The following is an 18,229-nucleotide window of genomic DNA, read 5'->3' as shown; positions in this document are numbered from 1 at the left end:
CCGCCACTCGTGGTCGCGGCTGCCCGCCCGCGCCGACATCCATTCGTCCCGGCGCGGCCGGGAGCCGGACCCGCCGCGGATCCCGCCCCAGCCCGTCGTGAGCCGACCGGGTTCTCATGACGGCGATCCCTCCTGCCGTTGCCGCGCCCGCTCCCAGCAGAGCAATACCGCTGTGACCAGGGCGAATCCGAAGAAGAAGTCCTCCACCGGGATATCCCAGGGAAACCGGATCCCGAGTATGTGGTCCGGGTTGTACAGCACGATCGGCGCGCTGAGCTTCGTCAACCACCCGTCGACCGGTATCTGGAAGCCGAGCACGATGACCATCGATATCCAGTAGGCGGGGCGCCGCAGCAATCCGGTGCGCAGCACGGTCCATTCGGCGACCCACACCGCCGGCACCGCCGCCACAGCGGGCACGGTGTACGCGAATATTCCGACGCTCATCGTCTGCCTCGCAGTGCCGGGCGCCGGCCTCGTTCGCTGCCGAGCAGCGCTTCGACGGCGACGAAGGTGAAGAGCCCGCAGATCGGAACAACCAGGAAGAACAGCACTTCCTCGAGCGGTATCGAGCCCGGCAGGGTGATGCCGACCAGGTAACGGCTGTCGAAACTCCATACGCCACCGGCGATCGCGAGCAGATCCCAGGTCAGGAAGAGCAGAGCGGGCGGTATCAGCGCGGCCGCCAGTAATCGTGGCCGGCGATACACGCCGCGGCCGAAGCATTCCAATGGCGCGGTCAGCGCCAGACAGGCCATGAGGAGGAACAGGTAATGCCAATGCGCCATGCCGACTCCTACCGTCGTTCGTTGATCCTGTGTCCGCGTTCCGGCCGGCGGCGGGCCCACTGCGCGTGCGCCAGACCGGTGGCACCGACATACGCCCGGCGAAGCTTGCCGACGGTGGCGCGCTGCCCGAAGACTTCGAACCCGCCGCGTTCGATGCGATCCAGAATCTCCGAATAGAGCTGTAGAGCCGTCGCCACGCACGGGCGGGAACGGGGTGCCAGGAGTTCGATCCCGTCCCGAGCGTAGGCATATATCTCCCGGGTGCGGGCATGTTGCTCGGCCAGCGCGTCACGCACCCGGGAATCGCTGTGCCGTTGTTTCCGGCACCACATCAGCAGATCGCGGTCGACGCCGTGCGCCGCCAGCTCGTCCGCGGGCAGGTAGATCCGGCCGCGCGCCAGATCCTCGTCGACATCGCGCAGAAAGTTGGTGAGCTGGAAGGCCTTTCCCAAGGCGGCGGCATATGGCTCGGCTGCCGGCGCGGGGCCGACGGTCCCCAGTATCGGCAGCAGTTGCAGCCCGATCACCTCCGCCGACCCGTAGATATAGCGGTCGAGCGCCTTCCGGTCCGGGTAGTCGGTGACTGTCAGATCGAGGCGCATGGATGCCAGGAAGGCCTGGAACAGTTCGGCGCGGATGTGATGCCGTTCGGCGGTATCCAATACCGCGGCCAGCACCGGATCGGCATCGCCGTCACCGGCCTCGAGTTGCGCTGCCAACTGCGTCAAACGCGCCTCGCGGCGGTGAACGGTCCAGGCCGGATCGAATTCGTCGAGTATGTCGTCGACGCGGCGGGCGAATCCGTACAGCGCGTGCACGGCGGGGCGCTGATCGGGCGCGAGCAATCTGGTTGCCAGGAAGAACGTCTTGCCGTGGCGAGCGTTGAGAGATCGGCAATATCGGTACGAGTCACGCAGTCGCGGATCGGTGATGCCGGCCGCCTCGAGTTCGGTGCGGGTCACAACGCCTCCCCTCGGGGCCGCACACCCGTGGTCGTGTCCGCGAGTACGGACTCGATGGTGTCGAAGGGCTTGTGCTGTGCGATTTCCCTCGCCAATCGACGCGCCGCCACGCGATAGCCGGTGTCGCCGAAAACGCGGTCCACCGCCGCCGCGACCGCGGCCGGTGCGGGCGCGGCGCCACCGAGATCGATGCCCGCGCCGGTATAGGCCACGCGCGCGGCGACTTCCGGCTTGTCCGCGGTGCCACCCGCGACGATCACCGGGATGCCGTGACGCAACGCATGGTGCACCCCGCCGTAACCGCCGTTGGTGATCACGAGGTCGACATGCGGCAGCAACTCTGCGTACGGAACGAAATCACGCACGTGAATATGCGCGGGCAGCGGGCCCAGGCTCGCGTCCTTCCCGCCGGTGCTGACCACGACGACCAGATCCGGGCGCCGCGCCAGCGCTGCCAGCGCGGGCCGGAGCAGCTGATCGGGATCGCCATTGTCCCAGGTGCCCTGGGTGAGGTGTACGACCCGGCGGTGGTCACCGACGGACTTCCAGTCGGGGGACGCCTCGAACCCGTCCGCCGACGCCGGAATCGGTCCGGTGAACACCACCGAGGACGGAAGATCGCGCCGAGGGTATTCGAAACCGGGGACGGTGAACTGCAGTATCCGGTCGGCCAGGATCGGCCAATCGAGCAGGAAGACCGGGGCCGGCGGCATGCCGAGTTCGGCAAGAATCGCATTCAACCTCGCCTGCGACGGGCGGAACAGTACGTGGTGCACGAAACGATTCATCCGCGTGTAGTCGCGCCCGGCCCGTGGCTGCCATCCCACACCGAACGGCGGGCAATCGGCGCTGGAGAGCGTGAGCGGTCCGACTCCGCACACCAGGACCGGCGGTCGGGGAGCATCGGACACGAGCAGGGGTATCGCACCGCTGAACATCGAATCCACCAGCACGGCGTCGAAATGCCCGCGGGCCAGCTCGGAGGACAGCGCTGTGTACTGGGCCGTGAGGGGCGCGAGAAAGATCGAACTCAGTTCCGCCCGGCCGATCCGCAGACGCCGGCCGAGCCCGCGGCCCGCTCTCGAAGCCACGGGACGAACATCGGCCGCGCGCGGTAATTCCGCCGCCGGCACGCCGTGTTCGATCGCGAATTCGCGAAATCGAGCTCCGGTGAGCAATCGGACTCGGTGCCCGCGCCGCCGAAGTTCGCCCGCGACGGTGGCCAGCGGCAGAACATGACCGGGTATGGGACTCGCGGCCAGCAAATATCGTGCCATTCCACGGTTCCTCGCTGATCGTGGCCGGATCGCCTCGGCGGTGTCCGCCCAGGATGTCGATCCGGCCTACTCTGCGCCGCGCTGACACTGCACGCGGCAGCAACCGTCACGTCGAGCTCAGTGAAGAAGCGTTCGGGCACCACATCGATCGGCGACGTGTTGCCCGTACGACACGAGATTTTACGGTAGAACGCCCGGCCGGTTCAGGCGATCGGGAACAGGCAGGCGACGGCGAGTGCCAGGACCAGGCACGGCATCGGATACGGCAGATGCGCGTACCAGCGCGCCCGCACGATGGTGATCACCGCGCCGACGAAATACAGCACGAGGCCGACGGCCGCGGCGATGCCGATCGCCGGGATCGCCAGGCCGACCAGCAACCCGAGCGCACCCGCGGCCTTGATCGCCGCCAACGGCATCAACGCCCAGTCCGGCACCCCGTAGCTGCGCATATTTCCGCGCACCCAGTCCGGGTTGACGATGTCGACGACGGTCGCCCCGAAGACGACCACGGCGGCGACGATCGTGACGGTCACGTATGCGGTGTGCATGACACCCTCCTGCTCGTTCGGCGCCCTGATCTGCGATGGTGAAGGTGTGGGCCGAGCCCACTGCGCGGGCGAACAGGGCGAATCCGTCCCACATCGAGTTCGACGTGCGGCGACCGAGAAAGGTGACCGGTGCGCGATCGGGACGAGCTGGCGCGGCGCTTCGAACGACACCGCGACCTGCTGCGCGATATCGCCTACCGCATGCTGGGCTCGCTGCACGAGGCCGAGGACGCGGTGCAGGAAGCCTGGCTGCGCCTCGATCGGGCCGCGAGCGCGACCGAGACGACGCGCGGTGAGCGAGGTGTTGCGGACGGGTCTGCGGTGAAGGGGCGTGCGGTGGACGGGAGTGCGGTGGACGGGCTCGGGATCGACAATCTCGCGGCGTGGCTCACCACCGTCGTCTCGCGAATCTGTCTGGACCAGTTGCGTTCCCGGACCGCCCGGCGGGAAGAGTTCGTCGACCCCGTGGACCGATCCGCCGCGCTCGACTCCGCCGGCACCGAGGCCGGCTCTCGGTCCGGAGCCTTCACAGAACCCGAACCCGAAGCGCTACTGGCCGATTCGGTCGGCCGCGCGATGCTGGTGGTGTTGCACGCGCTGAGCCCGGACGAGCGCGTCGCCTTCGTACTGCACGATATGTTCGCCGTCCCGTTCGGCGATATCGCCCCGATCGTGGGCCGGACCACGGCGACGACGAAGAAGCTGGCCAGTCGCGCCCGGCAGCGGGTGCGGGGCGACAGCTCGACGCCCCCGGCCGAGCTCGCCCGTCATCGTGAGGTGGTCACCGCATTTCTGTCGGCGGCACGGGCAGGCGACCTCGGTGCCCTGCTCGCGGTCCTCGCGCCCGATGTCGTGCGCACCGCGGACCCGGCGGTTCTGCCGCCCGGCATCGCGGCGGTCGTGCGCGGCGCCGCCGCCGTGGCCGAGGAAACCGTCTTGCTGCGCAACCGTTCCCAGGTCGCGGGTGTGGCGCTGATCGACGGCGCGGTCGGTGTCGTCGTCGCCCCGGCCGGGCGTCTCGCCGCGGTCCTGCTCGTCACCGTGCGCGGCGACCGGGTCACCGCCTACGACGTCGTCGCCGATTCCGAGCGACTCGCCGCGCTGACTGTCACCGTGCTGCCCGAATACGGGACAGCACCGGTTCGGCCGTAGCCGAACCGGCGCTGTCCCGGTTGTCGAATTCCTATGTCACCGAAGTGAAGTCGCGGATCAACGCTCCAGGATCGCGACCACACCCTGGCCGCCGGCGGCGCAGATGGAGATCAGCGCGCGTCCGGAACCCTTCTCCGCCAACTGCTTCGCGGTCTGGGCGACGATGCGTCCACCGGTCGCGGCGAACGGGTGCCCGGCGGCCAGCGAGGAGCCGTTGACATTGAGCTTGGTGCGGTCGATCGCACCGAGGGCTCCGTCCAGACCCAGGCGCTCCTTGCAGTACTGGTCGGATTCCCACGCCTGCAGGGTGGCCAGCACGACCGAGGCGAACGCCTCGTGGATCTCGTAATAGTCGAAATCCTGCAGGGTGAGGCCGTTGCGGGCGAGCAGGCGCGGCACCGCGTAGGTCGGCGCCATCAGCAGGCCGTCCGGACCCCAGACGTAGTCGACCGCGGCGACTTCGCTGTCGACGAGGTAGGCCAGCGGCTTCAGGTTGCGCTCGTCGGCCCACTCCTCGCTGCCCAGCAGCACCGCGGAGGCGCCGTCGGTGAGCGGGGTGGAGTTGCCGGCGGTCATGGTGGCACTCGGGTCTTTTTCACCATTGCCGAGCTTGTTGCCGAATACCGGCTTCAGGGTGGCCAGCTTCTCCAGCGAGGAGTTCGGGCGCAGGTTGTCGTCGCGGGTCAGGCCCAGGAAGGGGGTGACCAGGTCGTCGAAGAAGCCGCGGTCGTAGGCGGCGGCCATGTTCTTGTGCGAGAGGTAGGCCAGTTCGTCCTGCGCCTCGCGGGCGATGCCGAATTCCTTGGCGGTGATCGCCGCGTGCTCACCCATCGACAGGCCGGTGCGGGGCTCGGCGTTGCGCGGGATCTCGATGCCGACCATGCTCGGGCGCAGCCGGCCCACGAGCTTGACGTAATCCTTGTTGTTGCGCGCCCGGTTGGCGTCGAGCATCCATTCGCGCATGGATTCGCTGACGCCGATCGGCGCGTCGGAGGTGGTGTCGGTACCGCCGCCGATACCGGCCTCGATCCGGCCCAGCGCGATGGCGTCGCCGACGGTGACGATCGACTGCAGGCCCGTGCCGCAGGCCAGCTGCAGATCGTGGGCGGGGGTGTAGGGCGACAGTTCGCTGCCCAGCACGCTCTCGCGGACCATGCCGTGCTCGCCGACGCGCTTGAGCACCGCGCCGCCGACGACCATGCCCAGCCGCTCGCCCTGCAGCCCGAACCGGCTGACCAGGCCGTTCAGCGCGGAGGTGAACATGTCCTGGTTCGAGGCGCGGGCGTACCGGCCGTCGGATCGCGCGAACGGGATCCGATTACCGCCGAGGACGGCGACGGGTTTGGCCTGCTTGGCCTTGTCGGCCCGGCTGCTCGATGGTGCGGTCTTCGCCGAACGGGCTTTGGTAGTCACTCGAGTCTCCTTGGAGGACGGTCGGGCCGGCGGAGCTTGCGGAGCCGGCGGGTGGGTAGGCACTGTCTCGTCGGGTTTTCTGGGGCCGGAGCCGGGAATGCCGCATATTGGGGACGAAGTCGGTAACCCGGCCGACTGTATTGCCGGCGATTCCGTCGGTTTACATTAAACTTACTCTGGAGTAAGTTAATTGTCGACACCGTACCCCGGAGATGTGGGCTACAACGCGCGGGGTAGTGGGGAAATACGGAAACGGCAGACGTCCAGATCGTCCACATTCGACACAAGGAGAAGGTAGGAACAGTGGCAGCCAGCAAGAGCAAGGGTGCTCCCAACCTTTACGGTTCGTTCGTCAATTCCGCCCCCGGCGCCTTCCTGGCCGGCAAGTTGGGCCTGCCGCAGCCGGAGAAGCTGCGCCGCTACACCCCGGGCGAGCCGGCGTTGCCCGGCCCGGTCCTGCTCGGCGGTAAGGGTCGCGTCGCCGACGCCGCGCGCACCCTGTTGTCGGACTACACCTTCGTCGACGCCCCCACCCAGGGCGTGAAGCTCGGCGCGCTGGTGTTCGACGCCACCGGCATCGGCACCGTGGAGGAACTGTCGCAGCTGTTCGAGTTCTTCCAGCCGGCCATGCGCTCGATCGCCCCCTCCGGCCGCGTGCTGGTCGTCGGCACCACGCCGGAACTCGCGGGCAGCGTCGACGCGCAGATCGCGCAGCGCGCGCTGGAGGGTTTCTCCCGCAGCGTGGGTAAGGAACTCCTGCGCGGCGCCACCGCCAACCTGGTCTACCTGCACCCGGAGGCCGCCGCGGCCGCCACGGGTCTGGAGTCGACCCTGCGCTTCATCCTCTCGGCCAAGTCGGCGTTCGTCGACGGCCAGGTCTTCCGGGTCGGCAAGGACGACAACGCCGCGGCCGGCATCGACTGGACCAAGCCGCTCGACGGCAAGGTCGCCGTGGTCACCGGCGCCGCCCGCGGTATCGGCGCCACCATCGCCGAGGTGTTCGCCCGCGACGGCGCCACCGTGATCGTCGCCGACATCCCGGCCGCCGGTGAGGCGCTGTCCCAGACCGCCAACAAGGTCGGCGGCACGGCGCTCGCGGTCGACGTCACCGCCGCCGACGCCGCGGACAAGATCGCCGAATTCGCCACCGAGCGCTTCGGCGGCGTCGACATCATCGTGCACAACGCCGGCATCACCCGCGACAAGCTGCTCGCGAACATGGACGCCGCCCGCTGGGACGCCGTGCTCAACGTCAATCTCGCCGCGCCGCACCGCATTACCGAGGGCCTGGTGGCCAAGGGTGCGCTGAAGGAGGGCGGCCGGGTGATCGACGTGTCCTCGATCGCCGGTATCGCCGGTAACCGCGGCCAGACCAACTACGGCGCCTCCAAGGCCGGTGTCATCGGCATGGTGAACGCCGAGGCGCCCAAGCTGGCCGAGAAGGGCATCACCATCAACGCCGTCGCCCCCGGTTTCATCGAGACCGCGATGACCGCCGCCATTCCGGTCGGCACCCGCGAGGCGGGCCGGCTGCTCAGCTCGCTGCTGCAGGGTGGGCAGACCGTCGACGTCGCCGAGACCATCGCCTACTTCGCCAGCCCGGCCTCGAATGCGGTGAACGGCAACATCGTTCGCGTCTGCGGCCAGGCCATGATCGGAGCCTGACGTGGCAACCCGGACCATCTCGCTGAACGAGCCGCCCAAGACCGGCAGCCTGTATCTCAAGGCCGCCCTGGGTGCCGTTCCGCTGCCGCTGGTGTCGGCGCGCAAGTCCCAGATTCCGGACCGCGCGGTCGAGTGGAACGGCGTCCGCGTCGATCCCGACCACCTCGCCGCCTACTGCCACGCGACCGGGCTGCGCTTCGGCGACTCCCTGCCGCTGACCTATCCGTTCGTGCTCACCTTTCCCGTGGTGATGCAGCTGGTGGTGGCCCGGGACTTCCCGTTCGTCGCGGTCGGCGCGGTGCACGCGGAGAATCTGATCGAGCGCACCCGCGAGATCTCGGTCAGCGAACCGCTCGACATCCGCGCCCACGTGGAGAATCTGCGGGAGCACCCGAAGGGTCTGCTGGTCGATGCGATCAGCGAGATCAGCGTGGGTCGGGAACTGGTGTGGCGGCAGGTCACGACCTTCCTGCACCAGCAGCGCACCTCGTTGTCCGGTGGCCCGAAGGCCGCGCCGCCCCCGGACGAGGTGCCTCCGCCGCCGCTGCGCAGGCTGAAGGTCGACCAGGCGATGATCCATCGCTACGCGGCCGCCTCCGGTGACCGCAACCCGATCCACATGTCGGCGCTCGGGGCGAAGGCCTTCGGCTTCCCGCGCTCCATCGCCCACGGCATGTGGTCGGCCGCCGCGATCCTCGGCGTGATCGAAGGCCGGGTGCCCGCGAAGACGTCGTACGCGGTGAAATTCGGTAAGCCGATCCTGCTGCCGTCCACGGTCAACGTCTACGCCGACCGGACCGCCGAGGGCTGGGATCTGTCGCTGAAACATCCGAAGAAGGGCTACCCTCATCTGACCGCGACGCTGCGCTGAGCAGCGAACGGCACGAACAGCCGCCCACCTTCTCGGCGGCCGCATATCGGATCGCATGGGGGATTCGATATGTGGCGGAGGCGAAAAGGTGGGCGGCTGTTGCCGTTCCGGCCGGCGATCGGCGGCCGGGTCAGCAGTTGCAGTCGCAGCCGCAGCAATCGCAGTCACAGTCGCCGCAACTGTTGCAACAGTTGCAGCAATCGCCACAGCCCTCGCAGTCGCAGCAGTCGTCACAATCGCAGTCGCAGCGTTGTATCCAGGCATCCCGGTGTTCACCGCTGCACGGCCGCCGATGCCCGCCACAGCAGGCGTATCCGGTGCAGTACACCCCGCAGATGATCCCGACGCCCTGCCAGAAGGTGGGCCGTCGCGGGGGCTCGTGCGGCGGCTCGTCCGAGGGCGGATACGGATCGCTCGGCGGCCGATCGCCGAACGGCGGCGGAATGTCGTAGGGCTGCACCGGGCTCGCGGGATACGGTCCCTGGTCGGGGTAGGGTGACGGATCGATTTGCGGCCCAGCGGGGTTCGGCTGATACGGCGGCGGCGCCGGATACGTCCCGGGCTGGTAGGGATTCGGCTGATAGGGCTGCTGCGCCGTAACGGCCGCTGCGGCTGCCGAGGGCCGAATGTGCCCGGCCGCCACGGGATAGCCCAGCAGCTGTACTGCGGCGTCGGCATCGGCGCCGTCGGAAAGCGTTCGGCCGCCGCGTTTTCCGCAGCCGCAGGCAGATTTCGCGTCGCCGCATGCTACGGCCGCGGCTCGGCCCAGCTTCCGGACGACACCGCGCAACGGATCGAGCAGCAGCCAGCGGACGGCGGGAACGTGGGCGAGCTTCGCCTGGTGTAGCGCGCGGCGGATTTCGGCGTCGGATTCACGCAGCAGGCCGTGCGCCTCTTCGGCGCTCACTCCGCTGGCGAGCAGCGGGTTGAAGCGATTCCGGCGGCGGTCGTCGTCCAGATCTTCGATGGCGTCGGCCAGGTGAGCGATGCGGCCGAAATGCCATCCGGCATCTCGGAGCGCCGGCGTGTTCTCCGGTCGGCCCGCCAGCACCGCGCTGTGGGCGAACAGTTCCGCGGCACACATCTGTGTCGGCTCGGTGAGTGTGGCGAGCAGCTCGGCCGGTGTGGAACCGATTGTCCGCGTGTCGCTTTCGATGTCGGAGCCCCGGGAGTCGATCGCGGCAGCCCCGCGCCCGTGTGCCGCCTGCAAACGCGGTTGCCCGCCGCACGCCGTGTGAATCCACACCGCCTGTTCGAGTTCCGCCTGGCGGCCGATCGCGGCGATCAGCGGTTCGATATCCAGCCCGATATCGGCGGCGTTCGCGCGCGCCGAGGCGAACCAGCGATCGGCCACCTTCCGCATGGGCCGCCGGACCAGCGGGCCCGCATCGCCGTCGTCGGCGTGGTCGCGAATCTTGGCCGCTCCCAGCAGGAGTGACGCGGTGGTCGCCAGCCGCACCCCGGGGGATTCGGCCGCGGCGACCGAGGCCCGTTGCATGCCACGCAGCGCGCACGGTCCGGCCGCGGTTCGCGCGGACTCGCCGGCCTGTGCTTCCGTCAGCACGTTCAGCACGATCGCATCGGTATTGGTCGCGGTGCGGGCCAATTGGCCGTGCCCGTCGCGCAGGCCCAGGCACAGGCCGCACATATGCGTGCGCCAATCCGCCGCGTCCAGGCCGTATTTCGCCGCGCTGTGCGCGCACGGCGTGAGAAGTCCGAACAATTCCGCCCCGTTGAATCGGCGGCCGCATCGGCAATCCGGCCGTCTGTTGCAATCCGCACTCTGGCAGGTGCCGACGGCGCCGCGCAACTCGGACCGCGCGATTCGCCGGTACTACTCGGCCTTCTTCTTACCGGCCAGACCGCGCCAGGCCAGATTGTCCAGCAGGTCGACCGCGCTGGCGACATCCACCTCACCGCTGGCGATCCGGTCGGCGATCGCCTCGCCCGCGCCGATCACCGCCACCGCGACGATGTCGAAATCCGTTCCGGGCTCGGCGTATTTGGCACTCGACTCGAGCAGTTTCGCGGTCAGTTCGATGATGCGCTCGCGGCTGTTCGCGATTTCGGAGGCGAACGGCTGCTGCCCGAGGGCCTGCCGATACAGCACCGACCACGACAGCCGGTTGTTGTCCACATAGGACAGGAATGCCTCGAGCCCGGCCCGCAGCTGCTCGTGCGGGGTGAGCTTGGGGTTGCCGGCCACCGCTACGGCCTCGATGAACCGTGCGCTCTCGCGCTGAATGCAGGCCCGGAACAGTTCGTCCTTGGAGCCGTAGTACAAATACAGCATCGGCTTGGAGATCTTGGCCTCGGCCGCGATGGCATCCATCGACGTGTCGTGATATCCCTTTCGGGAGAAGACCTCGACGGCGGCGTCCAGCATCTGCTGCTCACGAACCGCCCTGGGAAGCCGCTTCGTTCCGCCTGCCATCCACACTCCTAGCCCATATCGAAACCCCTATCTTACTCCAAGGTAAGTTTCGGAGAACAACGAATTGCCGCCGATTCGCTGAAGCCGGGCTCAGCAGGGGAGCTGGATGCCTTTGTACTTGGCCACCCGCAGGACCGAATCGTCGACCTGCTTCATGGTCAGCTTCCCGTCGCGAACTTCCTGCTCGAGCCGGTCGAGCACCGAGCTGACGGCGTCGGTGCTGATCCACAGCGCGTCGTCGGCGCCGGCCTCCAGGGCGGCGGCCACCGCGTCCTCGATGCCCATCCGGGCGGTGATGGCCGCCATGCCGCTCAGGTCGTCGGTGAAGATCGGGCCGTCGTAGGGCTTGGCGTTGTAGCCGGTGCCCTGGCGCAGCAGTGCCATCGCCTGCGGGCTGATGCTCGCCGGAACGTTGGGCGTGGTCAGCCCGGGAACGTCCAGATGGCCGACCATCACCGCGGCGCCGGAGTCGATCAGGTTCCGGAACGGCACCAGGTCCACCTGCTGCATCTGATCCAGTGGCGGCGTGCGCACCGCGCCGGTGTGGGAATCGCCGGACCCGTGCCCGTGGCCGGGGAAGTGCTTCATCACCGCGCCGACACCGGCATCGTGCATGGCCCGGATGTAGGCGCCGGCGTATTCGGTGACGACCTGCGGATCCTGCGAGTAGGACCGGTCGCCGATCACCGCGTCTGCGGGCTCGTCGCTGACGTCCACGTCGGGCGCGAAGTCGACGGTGATGCCGAGCTTCTTCATGGCCTGCCCGCGGGCCAGGCTCTGCTGGTAGTACTCGTCGGTCGACATGGTCTGCGCGGCGACCCGGGCCGAGGGCGCCTGCCCGATCAGGTTCTGCAACCGCGAGACCCGGCCGCCTTCTTCGTCGATGGTCACCATCAGTGGTGTGCGCGCGGCGGCCTTCACCTGGTCGAGTCCCTGGCCCGACAGCATGGACTGGTCGGTCCAGCTGCCGACGAAGATGCCGCCCACCTGTTCCCCGCGCACCACCTGTTCGGCGTCGGCGGCGTTCTTGACGCCCACGGTGAGCAGCTGCGCCAGCTTCTGCCGCGTGGTGAACTGCGCGAGATAGCCTGCGGCGCAGTCCTGCTGGTTACCGGTGGTGGTGGTCGCGGGGGTGGCGCCCGTCGTGCCCGGTGCGGCGCTGGGGCCGGTCGTGGTGGTGGTGGAGGTGGAGCCCCCACCGCCGGAGCACCCCGCGAGGGCGACTGCGGCTACTGCGAGGACGATCCCGGCAACGTTGCGCATGGACCGACCGTAGCCGTTCGAGGCGCCGGAACCTACCCGTGGTCGCCGACCGCGCCCCTGCCCCGGAAGCCGCACACCGGGCCCGGGCCACCGGAACTCGTTCCGCCCGCCGCGTCCCACGTTGTCGATGGTTGAAAAGCACCGCCGCCGGTAATACCGGAGTTATCGAATTGTGATATCGGTCATCCGATTGGTGTTCGCCTCGGACTGCTTCCGTAACCGACGCAGTCCGAATAAACGGTCAACTACCAGCTAATTCCATCCGGCAATAGAAACAGAATTTCGACGCATGCTCCGGTCGGGATCGGATGGCAGCAGCAGCCGCGATTGGTAATCTCCCGGTAACCTCACGGTCGCTAGTTGGTTGTCGAGTATTAGCGGATCGTTCCCGCCCTGGTAGCGGGCGAAATCGCGTCCTATTGCTTTCGGCTATTGATTAGCTACCGATCCCGGCGGAAATCCGCCGATCCATCATCGAACCGATAGCGGAGGGCTGAGACGTATGCGTATCAGCGCAATTGCGCGCGGCGCCGGATTGATTCTCGCGGCGGTCGTCGGATTGGGCGCACTCGGCGCCGCCCCGGCCGCCGCCGCATCCGATCTCGACCGGTATCTCGACCTGCCGCTGGTCAATCGCGATGCCGCCCACTCGCCCGGTGGGGTGAATCCGGAATTGCCCTATGACCGAACGGAACTGGGCCGCCTGCTCGACGAGGCGCGGGCCGAGGGCGTGACGCCGACTCGGTACGCCGCACTGCTGTATCAGTACTGGCTGGTGGACGCCACCGAGAAGGCCGGTATCGACCTGCGCAGCTGGGATCCGCGGACCGGCGTCGAGGCCAACCGCGACAATCTGATCAAGTCCTATCGCTACTACGAGAATCTGCAACTCGGCCACCGCGAACTGCAGTGGGCCGGCATGGGCGGTCAGGTCGGCGCCGACTTCGGTGGCGGCCTCGTCGACGCCGAACTGATGGGAACCCTCTACGACCTGCCCGGTATCGCCGATGCCGCACATACCGTCCTCGGCGCCGTCCAGCGCACGGCCGGCCCGGAGGCGGTCGCGATGCTGCCGGAGGGACTGCGTGCGCTGGCCGACGCGGCACCGCGCATCACCCCCGGCGACCTGCACTGGATTCTCGGCATGATCCTGGTGATGCAGAAGAACATCTTCTCCGACCTGATGCCGATGCACGACGCCTACGTCACCGGTGGTCTCGCCGCGCTCGCGGAATTCGAGCGGGCCGGACTGTTCGGCGCCGACATCATGAATGCCTGGCGCGATGTGGCCTCGGGCACGCGCGATCGGATCGCCGCCGGCAATGCGGCCCTGCTGCGCCGGGAACAGCAGTGGGCGATCGGCGCGCAGTGGGACCAGGTGCGCGACTACAAGGGGCCGGTCGGTGCGGCGATCACCTACCTCAGCGGCGCCGCCGGTTCGCCATCGGTGGCCGGTGTCGTACCGCCCCGCGAATTCCGGCCCGTGCGCGTGCCTTTCACCGGCGCCGACGGCCGCCCGATGATCCTCGGCCTGCCGCTGCCGAGCTGGAACTGGTCGGCATTCGACGACCGCTGGGACTACATCACCACCGAACTGCTGCCCAAATACAAGTGGCAGGTCGAAAACAATTGGCCCGCATTGGAAGCCACGCTGCGAACCCCGTACGAGGTGCAGCTGGAATCCCATCGGCCGCTGCTGAACATCCCGCAACTGCTGGGTTCGGCGGCACAGGAAATGACGGTCACACCGGCGGGCCAGGAGGGCTGATGAGTCATCATGCGCAGTTCACTCGTCTGCCCGACCGGGTGCGGGTGTCCCGCAGAACACAGGAGGGCTGATGAGTCATCATGCGCAGTTCACTCGTCTGCCCGACCGGGTGCGGGTGTCCCGCAGAACACAGGAGGGCTGATGAGAAGGTACACAGTGGCGGCGGCGACCGCCATTGCGCTGGTCTGTGCCGCCGGCGCCGGAGTGTCCGGAACCGCCGGCGCGGAACCCGTTGCGCCGCAGACACCCACTCCGAATCAGGTGTTCAACGGATTCGTCGTCGGCTCGCTCCAGGGCTCCACCCCGGCGAGCCCGCAGGAGGCCTTCCAGGCGCTGCGGGCCGACGATCCGTTCTATCGGGAACCGCCGCTGACCGGTACGGAGAAGCCCGGCACGGTGCTGAAGGCCAAGAAGGTCGACGTGATGTTCACCGGTGTGAAGCCGGCGAATCTCGACGCCTGGAAGCTGATGTACGTCACCACCGAACGCGACGGCGGCACTCCGGCGATCAGCACCGGAATCCTGATGATTCCGCGAGACGGCAAGCCCGCGCACGAGAAACACGTCGTCTCCTATCAGGAGGCCAACGACAGCGTCGGCTGGAACTGCCATCCCAGCACCCAGTGGACCGGTGGCGATCCGCTGGACGGCGCGTCCTGGTCGGCGCTCGGCCCGCTGGCGCTGATGTTCGGCAAGGGTTACGCAGTGATGATCTCCGACGTCGGCAACGACGCCGACCGCGCCCCGCACGGCGTCTTCGCCGGTAAGTACGCCGCGCACACTCAGCTCGACGGCACCCGCGCGGCGCTGAACTTCCCCGAGGCCGGGTTGAACCCGCGGGCTCAAATCGCGTTGTTCGGGATCGCCGGTGGCGGTGTCGGTGCCGGCTTCTCGGCCGAACTGCAACCCTCCTACGCGCCCGAGCTGAATGTGAAATCCACTGTGCTGGAAGGCATGGTGGTCGACCCGCGCAACTTCATGCGAGTCGCCGACGGATCGGTGGGTTCGGGCTTCGCGTTCGCGACCCTGCTCGGGCTGGAGCCGAAATATCCTGAGATGCGGCTGGATTCGAAGCTGAACCAGGCCGGCCGGGCGGTGGCCGACGTATTCCGCGGTCAATGCCAGGACGCGTACTTCAGCATGCCGTTCGTTCCGCTGCGGGCGATGTTCGACTCGGGGCTGAGTCCCGCCGACGAGCCGGCGTTCCGGCCGGTGTTCGACGACAACCGGCTCGGCCGGTCCGATGCGCCGAAGTCCAAGGTGCTGATCGCCTCGTGCGCGAAGGACGATTCGCCGATGTCGCTGGTCCCGGCGGCCGATTCGCGCGATCTCGCCGAGACCTACCGGGCGCAGGGCACCGACGTCACCTACCAGCCCACGGACTGCTCGATGGTCACCATGCTCACCGACCTCTACGGCTGGGGCACCGACCTGTTCGGCATGCAGACCATCGACTGGCTCGACCGGCAATTCGACTGAGCGGAGACATCATGGCATTCCTCTGGGGACTGGGCTACCTGCTCACCTTCGGACCACTGGCGGCGCTGGACATGGTCGGCCGAGCCGTCGAAAGCCTGAGCTGAACCGGGCGCGAAAACTGCGCCTGCGGCTACGTGCCCGGCAGCTCGTTGTGCCCGCCGAACGCCTTGCGCATGGCCGAGAGCACCTTGTCCGCGTAGAGCGCCTCACCGCGCGAGGAGAACCGCTCGTACAGCGCGGTCGAGAGCACCGGGGCGGGCACACCCTCGTCGATCGCGGCGTGGATGGTCCAGCGTCCCTCGCCCGAATCCGACACTCGCCCACCGAAGCTGGTCAGGTCGGGATCGGCGTGCAGCGCGGCCGCGGTCAGATCCAGCAGCCAGGACGCGACCACCGAACCGCGCCGCCACACCTCGGTGACCTCCGGCACGTCGATGTCGAACTGGTAGTACTCCGGATTCTCCAGCGGGGACACCTCGGCCGAATGCGCGTCGTCGAGTTCCTTGCCGATATTGGCCTTGTGCAGGATGTTCAGGCCTTCGGCGTAGGCGGCCATCGCGCCGTATTCGATGCCGTTGTGCACCATTTTTACGAAATGTCCGGCACCGGCGGGACCGCAATGCAGGTAGCCCTGTTCGGCGGGAGAGGGCTCACCGGTGCGACCGGGGGTGCGCTCGGCGGCGTCGACACCCGGTGCGATCGACTGGAAAAGCGGTTCCAGATGGGCGACCTGCTCGGCCTCGCCGCCGATCATCAGGCAGTAGCCGCGGTCCAGCCCCCACACGCCGCCGGAGGTGCCGATGTCGAGGTAGTGAATGCCTTTGGGCGCCAGAGCCTTGGCCCGCTCGATGTCCTCGTGGTAGCGGCTGTTACCGCCGTCGATGATGATGTCGCCCGGTTCCAGCAGTTCGGCGATCCGGTCGATGACCGCGCCGGTCGCACCGGCCGGAATCATCACCCAGATCACGCGCGGCTTCTCGAGCAGCGCGACGAAGGCCGGGTAGTCGGTCGCGCCCTGGAAGCTGTCGCCCAGTTCGTCGGTGAATTCCTTGATTTGGTCCTCGTGCCGGGAGTATCCGACCGCGGTGTGACCGTCCTTGACGATGCGCCGCACGATGTTGGCACCCATTCGGCCGAGCCCGATCATTCCCAGCTGCATACTCTTCTCCTAGAGTCGTCCGAGCTTCGGCAGGTCCGAGCTCTGCTTGCTGCTGTACCGCGGCGGGAGACCAGCGCCCTGCACCGCCACCGCTCTCGATTGTCCCCGCTGCCCCGATCGAAAATTTCTCCGGTGTCGAAACGAATCGTGTAACACCCCGAGCCCGGTCCCGATAATCAGATCGGCTCCGTGCAGTTGCCAGACCCCCGACCCGGCAACCGCACGGAGCCGTCTTCATGTCCTCGCGGCCTCCGGCTCCCGCACTTCTACAGCGGCGTCTTCATGAGCACGACGTTGTACTGGTTGTGCATGGTGAGCAGGAAGTACAGGTCGCTGCCCGTCTGATACGGGTAGATCATCGGCGCGTACATGGTCGGCAGATCGCGCACGTCGACCAGGACGCGCGGCGCACTCCACGGGCCCTCCGGGTTCGGCGCGGTCCGCATGACCACGGAGTCGAAGGGATCGGTGGTCAGCATCACGTACTGGCCCAGATGCGCGTTCCACTGCACCGACAGCTCGCCCACGCCGCCGACGATCGGCTTGGCGGCGTTGGCGTCCTTCGGCTTCCACGCGCCGCCGTCCCAGTACTCGTAGGCGTCGATATTGGCGATATCGGCTTCCTTGACCCGCGAGATGAATCCGGGCTGGTTGCGGCCCGCCGGGGTGCCGTACTTGTAGACGTAGCCGCCGGCCTTCAGGAAGGCGTTCTGCTGGAAACTCTGGAAGCCGTTCTCGTTGCCGCGGCGGGTGGTCGGCAGCTGCGCCCAGGACTGGCCGTCGTCACCGGAGACGGCCAGGGTGGAGAAGTTGGTGTCCCAGTGTCCGTCCGGGCCCCACTCCCGCACCGACATCATCGACATGTACTGCACGCCGTTGACCGAGATGCCCGCGGTCGGAATGAAACTGATCTCGATGCCCGGAATCTTCGGGCTGGGCAGCGGATTGTCCACGAAGCTCGTGTAGTTCACGCCCGCCGCCGGGTCCGCGTCGGCCGGGCTGCGGAACAGCACGTTCGAGCGCCACGCCCAGATGCTGCCGGCCAGCACGTTCGGCACGCCGAGGCCGGCGGTGTCGCCGTAGGCGGTGATCATCTGCCCGCGCCCGTCGTCCCACATGATGCCGAGGTCGGTGCCCAGCACGTTCTGGTTCTGGGTCCGGTTCGGCGAGGCCATCCCGGTGGCCTGGTAGACCGCCTGTGTCGGGCCCGGGAGCTGCGGCAATCCGTTGATGCCGTTCAGTCCGGGAATCGGATTGATGTTGTTCGGGTCGGCTCCGGCCGGCGATGCCGTCAGGCCCAGCAGCGCGACCGCCGCGCAAGCTCCAGCCAGTGCGGACAGTCGTCTCATATTCCGAATTCCTTCCATGAGTCACGCCGTGGGTATTGTGCCTGCCCTCGGCGGACGGCGTGCTACATGCCGACGAAACTCTCGTCACATCGGCACGG

The 18,229-nt window shown here is 67.9% G+C and carries 16 protein-coding genes; 5 read left to right on the top strand and 11 right to left on the bottom strand.

Annotated features, from left to right (window positions below; translation table 11 throughout):
• Nucleotides 1-114 precede the first annotated feature (114 nt).
• The 5 genes from NN2_RS06945 to NN2_RS06925 all read right to left on the bottom strand — a co-directional run bounded on the left by NN2_RS06945 (nt 115) and on the right by NN2_RS06925 (nt 3,578).
• A complete protein-coding gene (locus NN2_RS06945) occupies nt 115-447 on the bottom strand; it encodes a lycopene cyclase domain-containing protein (RefSeq protein ID WP_063011436.1) in 333 nt (110 codons plus the stop codon).
• Nucleotides 444-788, bottom strand: coding sequence for a lycopene cyclase domain-containing protein (locus NN2_RS06940; RefSeq protein ID WP_030514245.1), 345 nt, complete (start codon nt 786-788; stop codon nt 444-446). Before NN2_RS06940 ends, NN2_RS06945 begins: the two co-directional genes overlap by 4 nt.
• 8 nt (nt 789-796) lie before the next feature.
• Entirely contained in the window at nt 797-1,750 is a 954-nt protein-coding gene (locus tag NN2_RS06935; RefSeq protein ID WP_063011434.1) for a phytoene/squalene synthase family protein, read from the bottom strand.
• Entirely contained in the window at nt 1,747-3,027 is a 1,281-nt protein-coding gene (locus NN2_RS06930; protein ID WP_063011432.1) for a glycosyltransferase, read from the bottom strand. Before NN2_RS06930 ends, NN2_RS06935 begins: the two co-directional genes overlap by 4 nt.
• Nucleotides 3,028-3,230: 203 nt before the next feature.
• Nucleotides 3,231-3,578, bottom strand: a complete 348-nt coding sequence (locus NN2_RS06925; RefSeq protein WP_063011430.1) for a DoxX family protein — start codon at nt 3,576-3,578, stop codon at nt 3,231-3,233.
• Between the two features lie 129 nt (nt 3,579-3,707).
• On the opposite strand from NN2_RS06925, the gene NN2_RS06920 reads away from it, so the two are divergent.
• Complete coding sequence (locus NN2_RS06920) at nt 3,708-4,730, top strand: sigma factor (RefSeq protein WP_063011428.1); 1,023 nt, start codon at nt 3,708-3,710, stop codon at nt 4,728-4,730.
• 57 nt (nt 4,731-4,787) lie between these two features.
• On the opposite strand, the gene NN2_RS06915 is transcribed toward NN2_RS06920, so the two are convergent.
• A complete protein-coding gene (locus NN2_RS06915) occupies nt 4,788-6,143 on the bottom strand; it encodes an acetyl-CoA C-acetyltransferase (RefSeq protein WP_063011425.1) in 1,356 nt (451 codons plus the stop codon).
• A 303-nt stretch (nt 6,144-6,446) separates the two neighbouring features.
• Between NN2_RS06915 and NN2_RS06910 the strand changes: the two genes are divergently transcribed.
• A complete protein-coding gene (locus NN2_RS06910; protein WP_082856781.1) occupies nt 6,447-7,808 on the top strand; it encodes a 3-oxoacyl-ACP reductase in 1,362 nt (453 codons plus the stop codon).
• Between the two features lies 1 nt (nt 7,809).
• Complete coding sequence (locus NN2_RS06905; RefSeq protein WP_063011421.1) at nt 7,810-8,679, top strand: MaoC family dehydratase; 870 nt, start codon at nt 7,810-7,812, stop codon at nt 8,677-8,679.
• Nucleotides 8,680-8,809: 130 nt separating this feature from the next.
• Here NN2_RS06905 and NN2_RS06900 read toward each other — a convergent pair whose 3' ends face one another.
• The 3 genes from NN2_RS06900 to NN2_RS06890 all read right to left on the bottom strand — a co-directional run bounded on the left by NN2_RS06900 (nt 8,810) and on the right by NN2_RS06890 (nt 12,376).
• Nucleotides 8,810-10,402, bottom strand: a complete 1,593-nt coding sequence (locus tag NN2_RS06900) for a DUF5685 family protein (RefSeq protein ID WP_063011419.1) — start codon at nt 10,400-10,402, stop codon at nt 8,810-8,812.
• Between the two features lie 111 nt (nt 10,403-10,513).
• Complete coding sequence (locus NN2_RS06895; protein WP_030514254.1) at nt 10,514-11,113, bottom strand: TetR/AcrR family transcriptional regulator; 600 nt, start codon at nt 11,111-11,113, stop codon at nt 10,514-10,516.
• Nucleotides 11,114-11,203: 90 nt separating this feature from the next.
• Nucleotides 11,204-12,376, bottom strand: a complete 1,173-nt coding sequence (locus NN2_RS06890) for a glycoside hydrolase family 3 N-terminal domain-containing protein (protein ID WP_063011417.1) — start codon at nt 12,374-12,376, stop codon at nt 11,204-11,206.
• A gap of 502 nt (nt 12,377-12,878) precedes the next feature.
• Between NN2_RS06890 and NN2_RS06885 the strand changes: the two genes are divergently transcribed.
• Together NN2_RS06885 and NN2_RS06880 are read left to right on the top strand one after the other, a co-directional pair.
• Nucleotides 12,879-14,144, top strand: a complete 1,266-nt coding sequence (locus NN2_RS06885; protein WP_063011415.1) for a hypothetical protein — start codon at nt 12,879-12,881, stop codon at nt 14,142-14,144.
• 141 nt (nt 14,145-14,285) lie between these two features.
• Nucleotides 14,286-15,623 carry a lipase family protein gene (locus NN2_RS06880; protein WP_063011413.1) on the top strand — a complete coding sequence of 446 codons (1,338 nt, stop codon included), beginning with the start codon at nt 14,286-14,288 and terminating at the stop codon, nt 15,621-15,623.
• Between the two features lie 130 nt (nt 15,624-15,753).
• On the opposite strand, the gene gnd is transcribed toward NN2_RS06880, so the two are convergent.
• Together gnd and NN2_RS06870 are read right to left on the bottom strand one after the other, a co-directional pair.
• Nucleotides 15,754-16,782: a phosphogluconate dehydrogenase (NAD(+)-dependent, decarboxylating) gene (gnd, locus tag NN2_RS06875; RefSeq protein WP_063011411.1), complete on the bottom strand. Its 1,029-nt coding sequence runs from the start codon at nt 16,780-16,782 to the stop codon at nt 15,754-15,756.
• A gap of 266 nt (nt 16,783-17,048) precedes the next feature.
• The gene (locus NN2_RS06870) at nt 17,049-18,131 is read right to left on the bottom strand and encodes a glycoside hydrolase family 183 protein (RefSeq protein ID WP_063011409.1); all 1,083 of its coding nucleotides are present in this window, start codon (nt 18,129-18,131) and stop codon (nt 17,049-17,051) included.
• Between the last annotated feature and the right edge of the window lie 98 nt (nt 18,132-18,229).

Origin of the sequence: Nocardia nova NBRC 15556, from assembly GCF_001613005.1 — a bacterium.
Classification (GTDB): Bacteria; Actinomycetota; Actinomycetes; order Mycobacteriales; family Mycobacteriaceae; genus Nocardia; species Nocardia nova.
The sequence above is the reverse complement of the archived record's forward strand: the minus strand, read 5'-3'. Positions and strand labels throughout refer to the sequence as shown.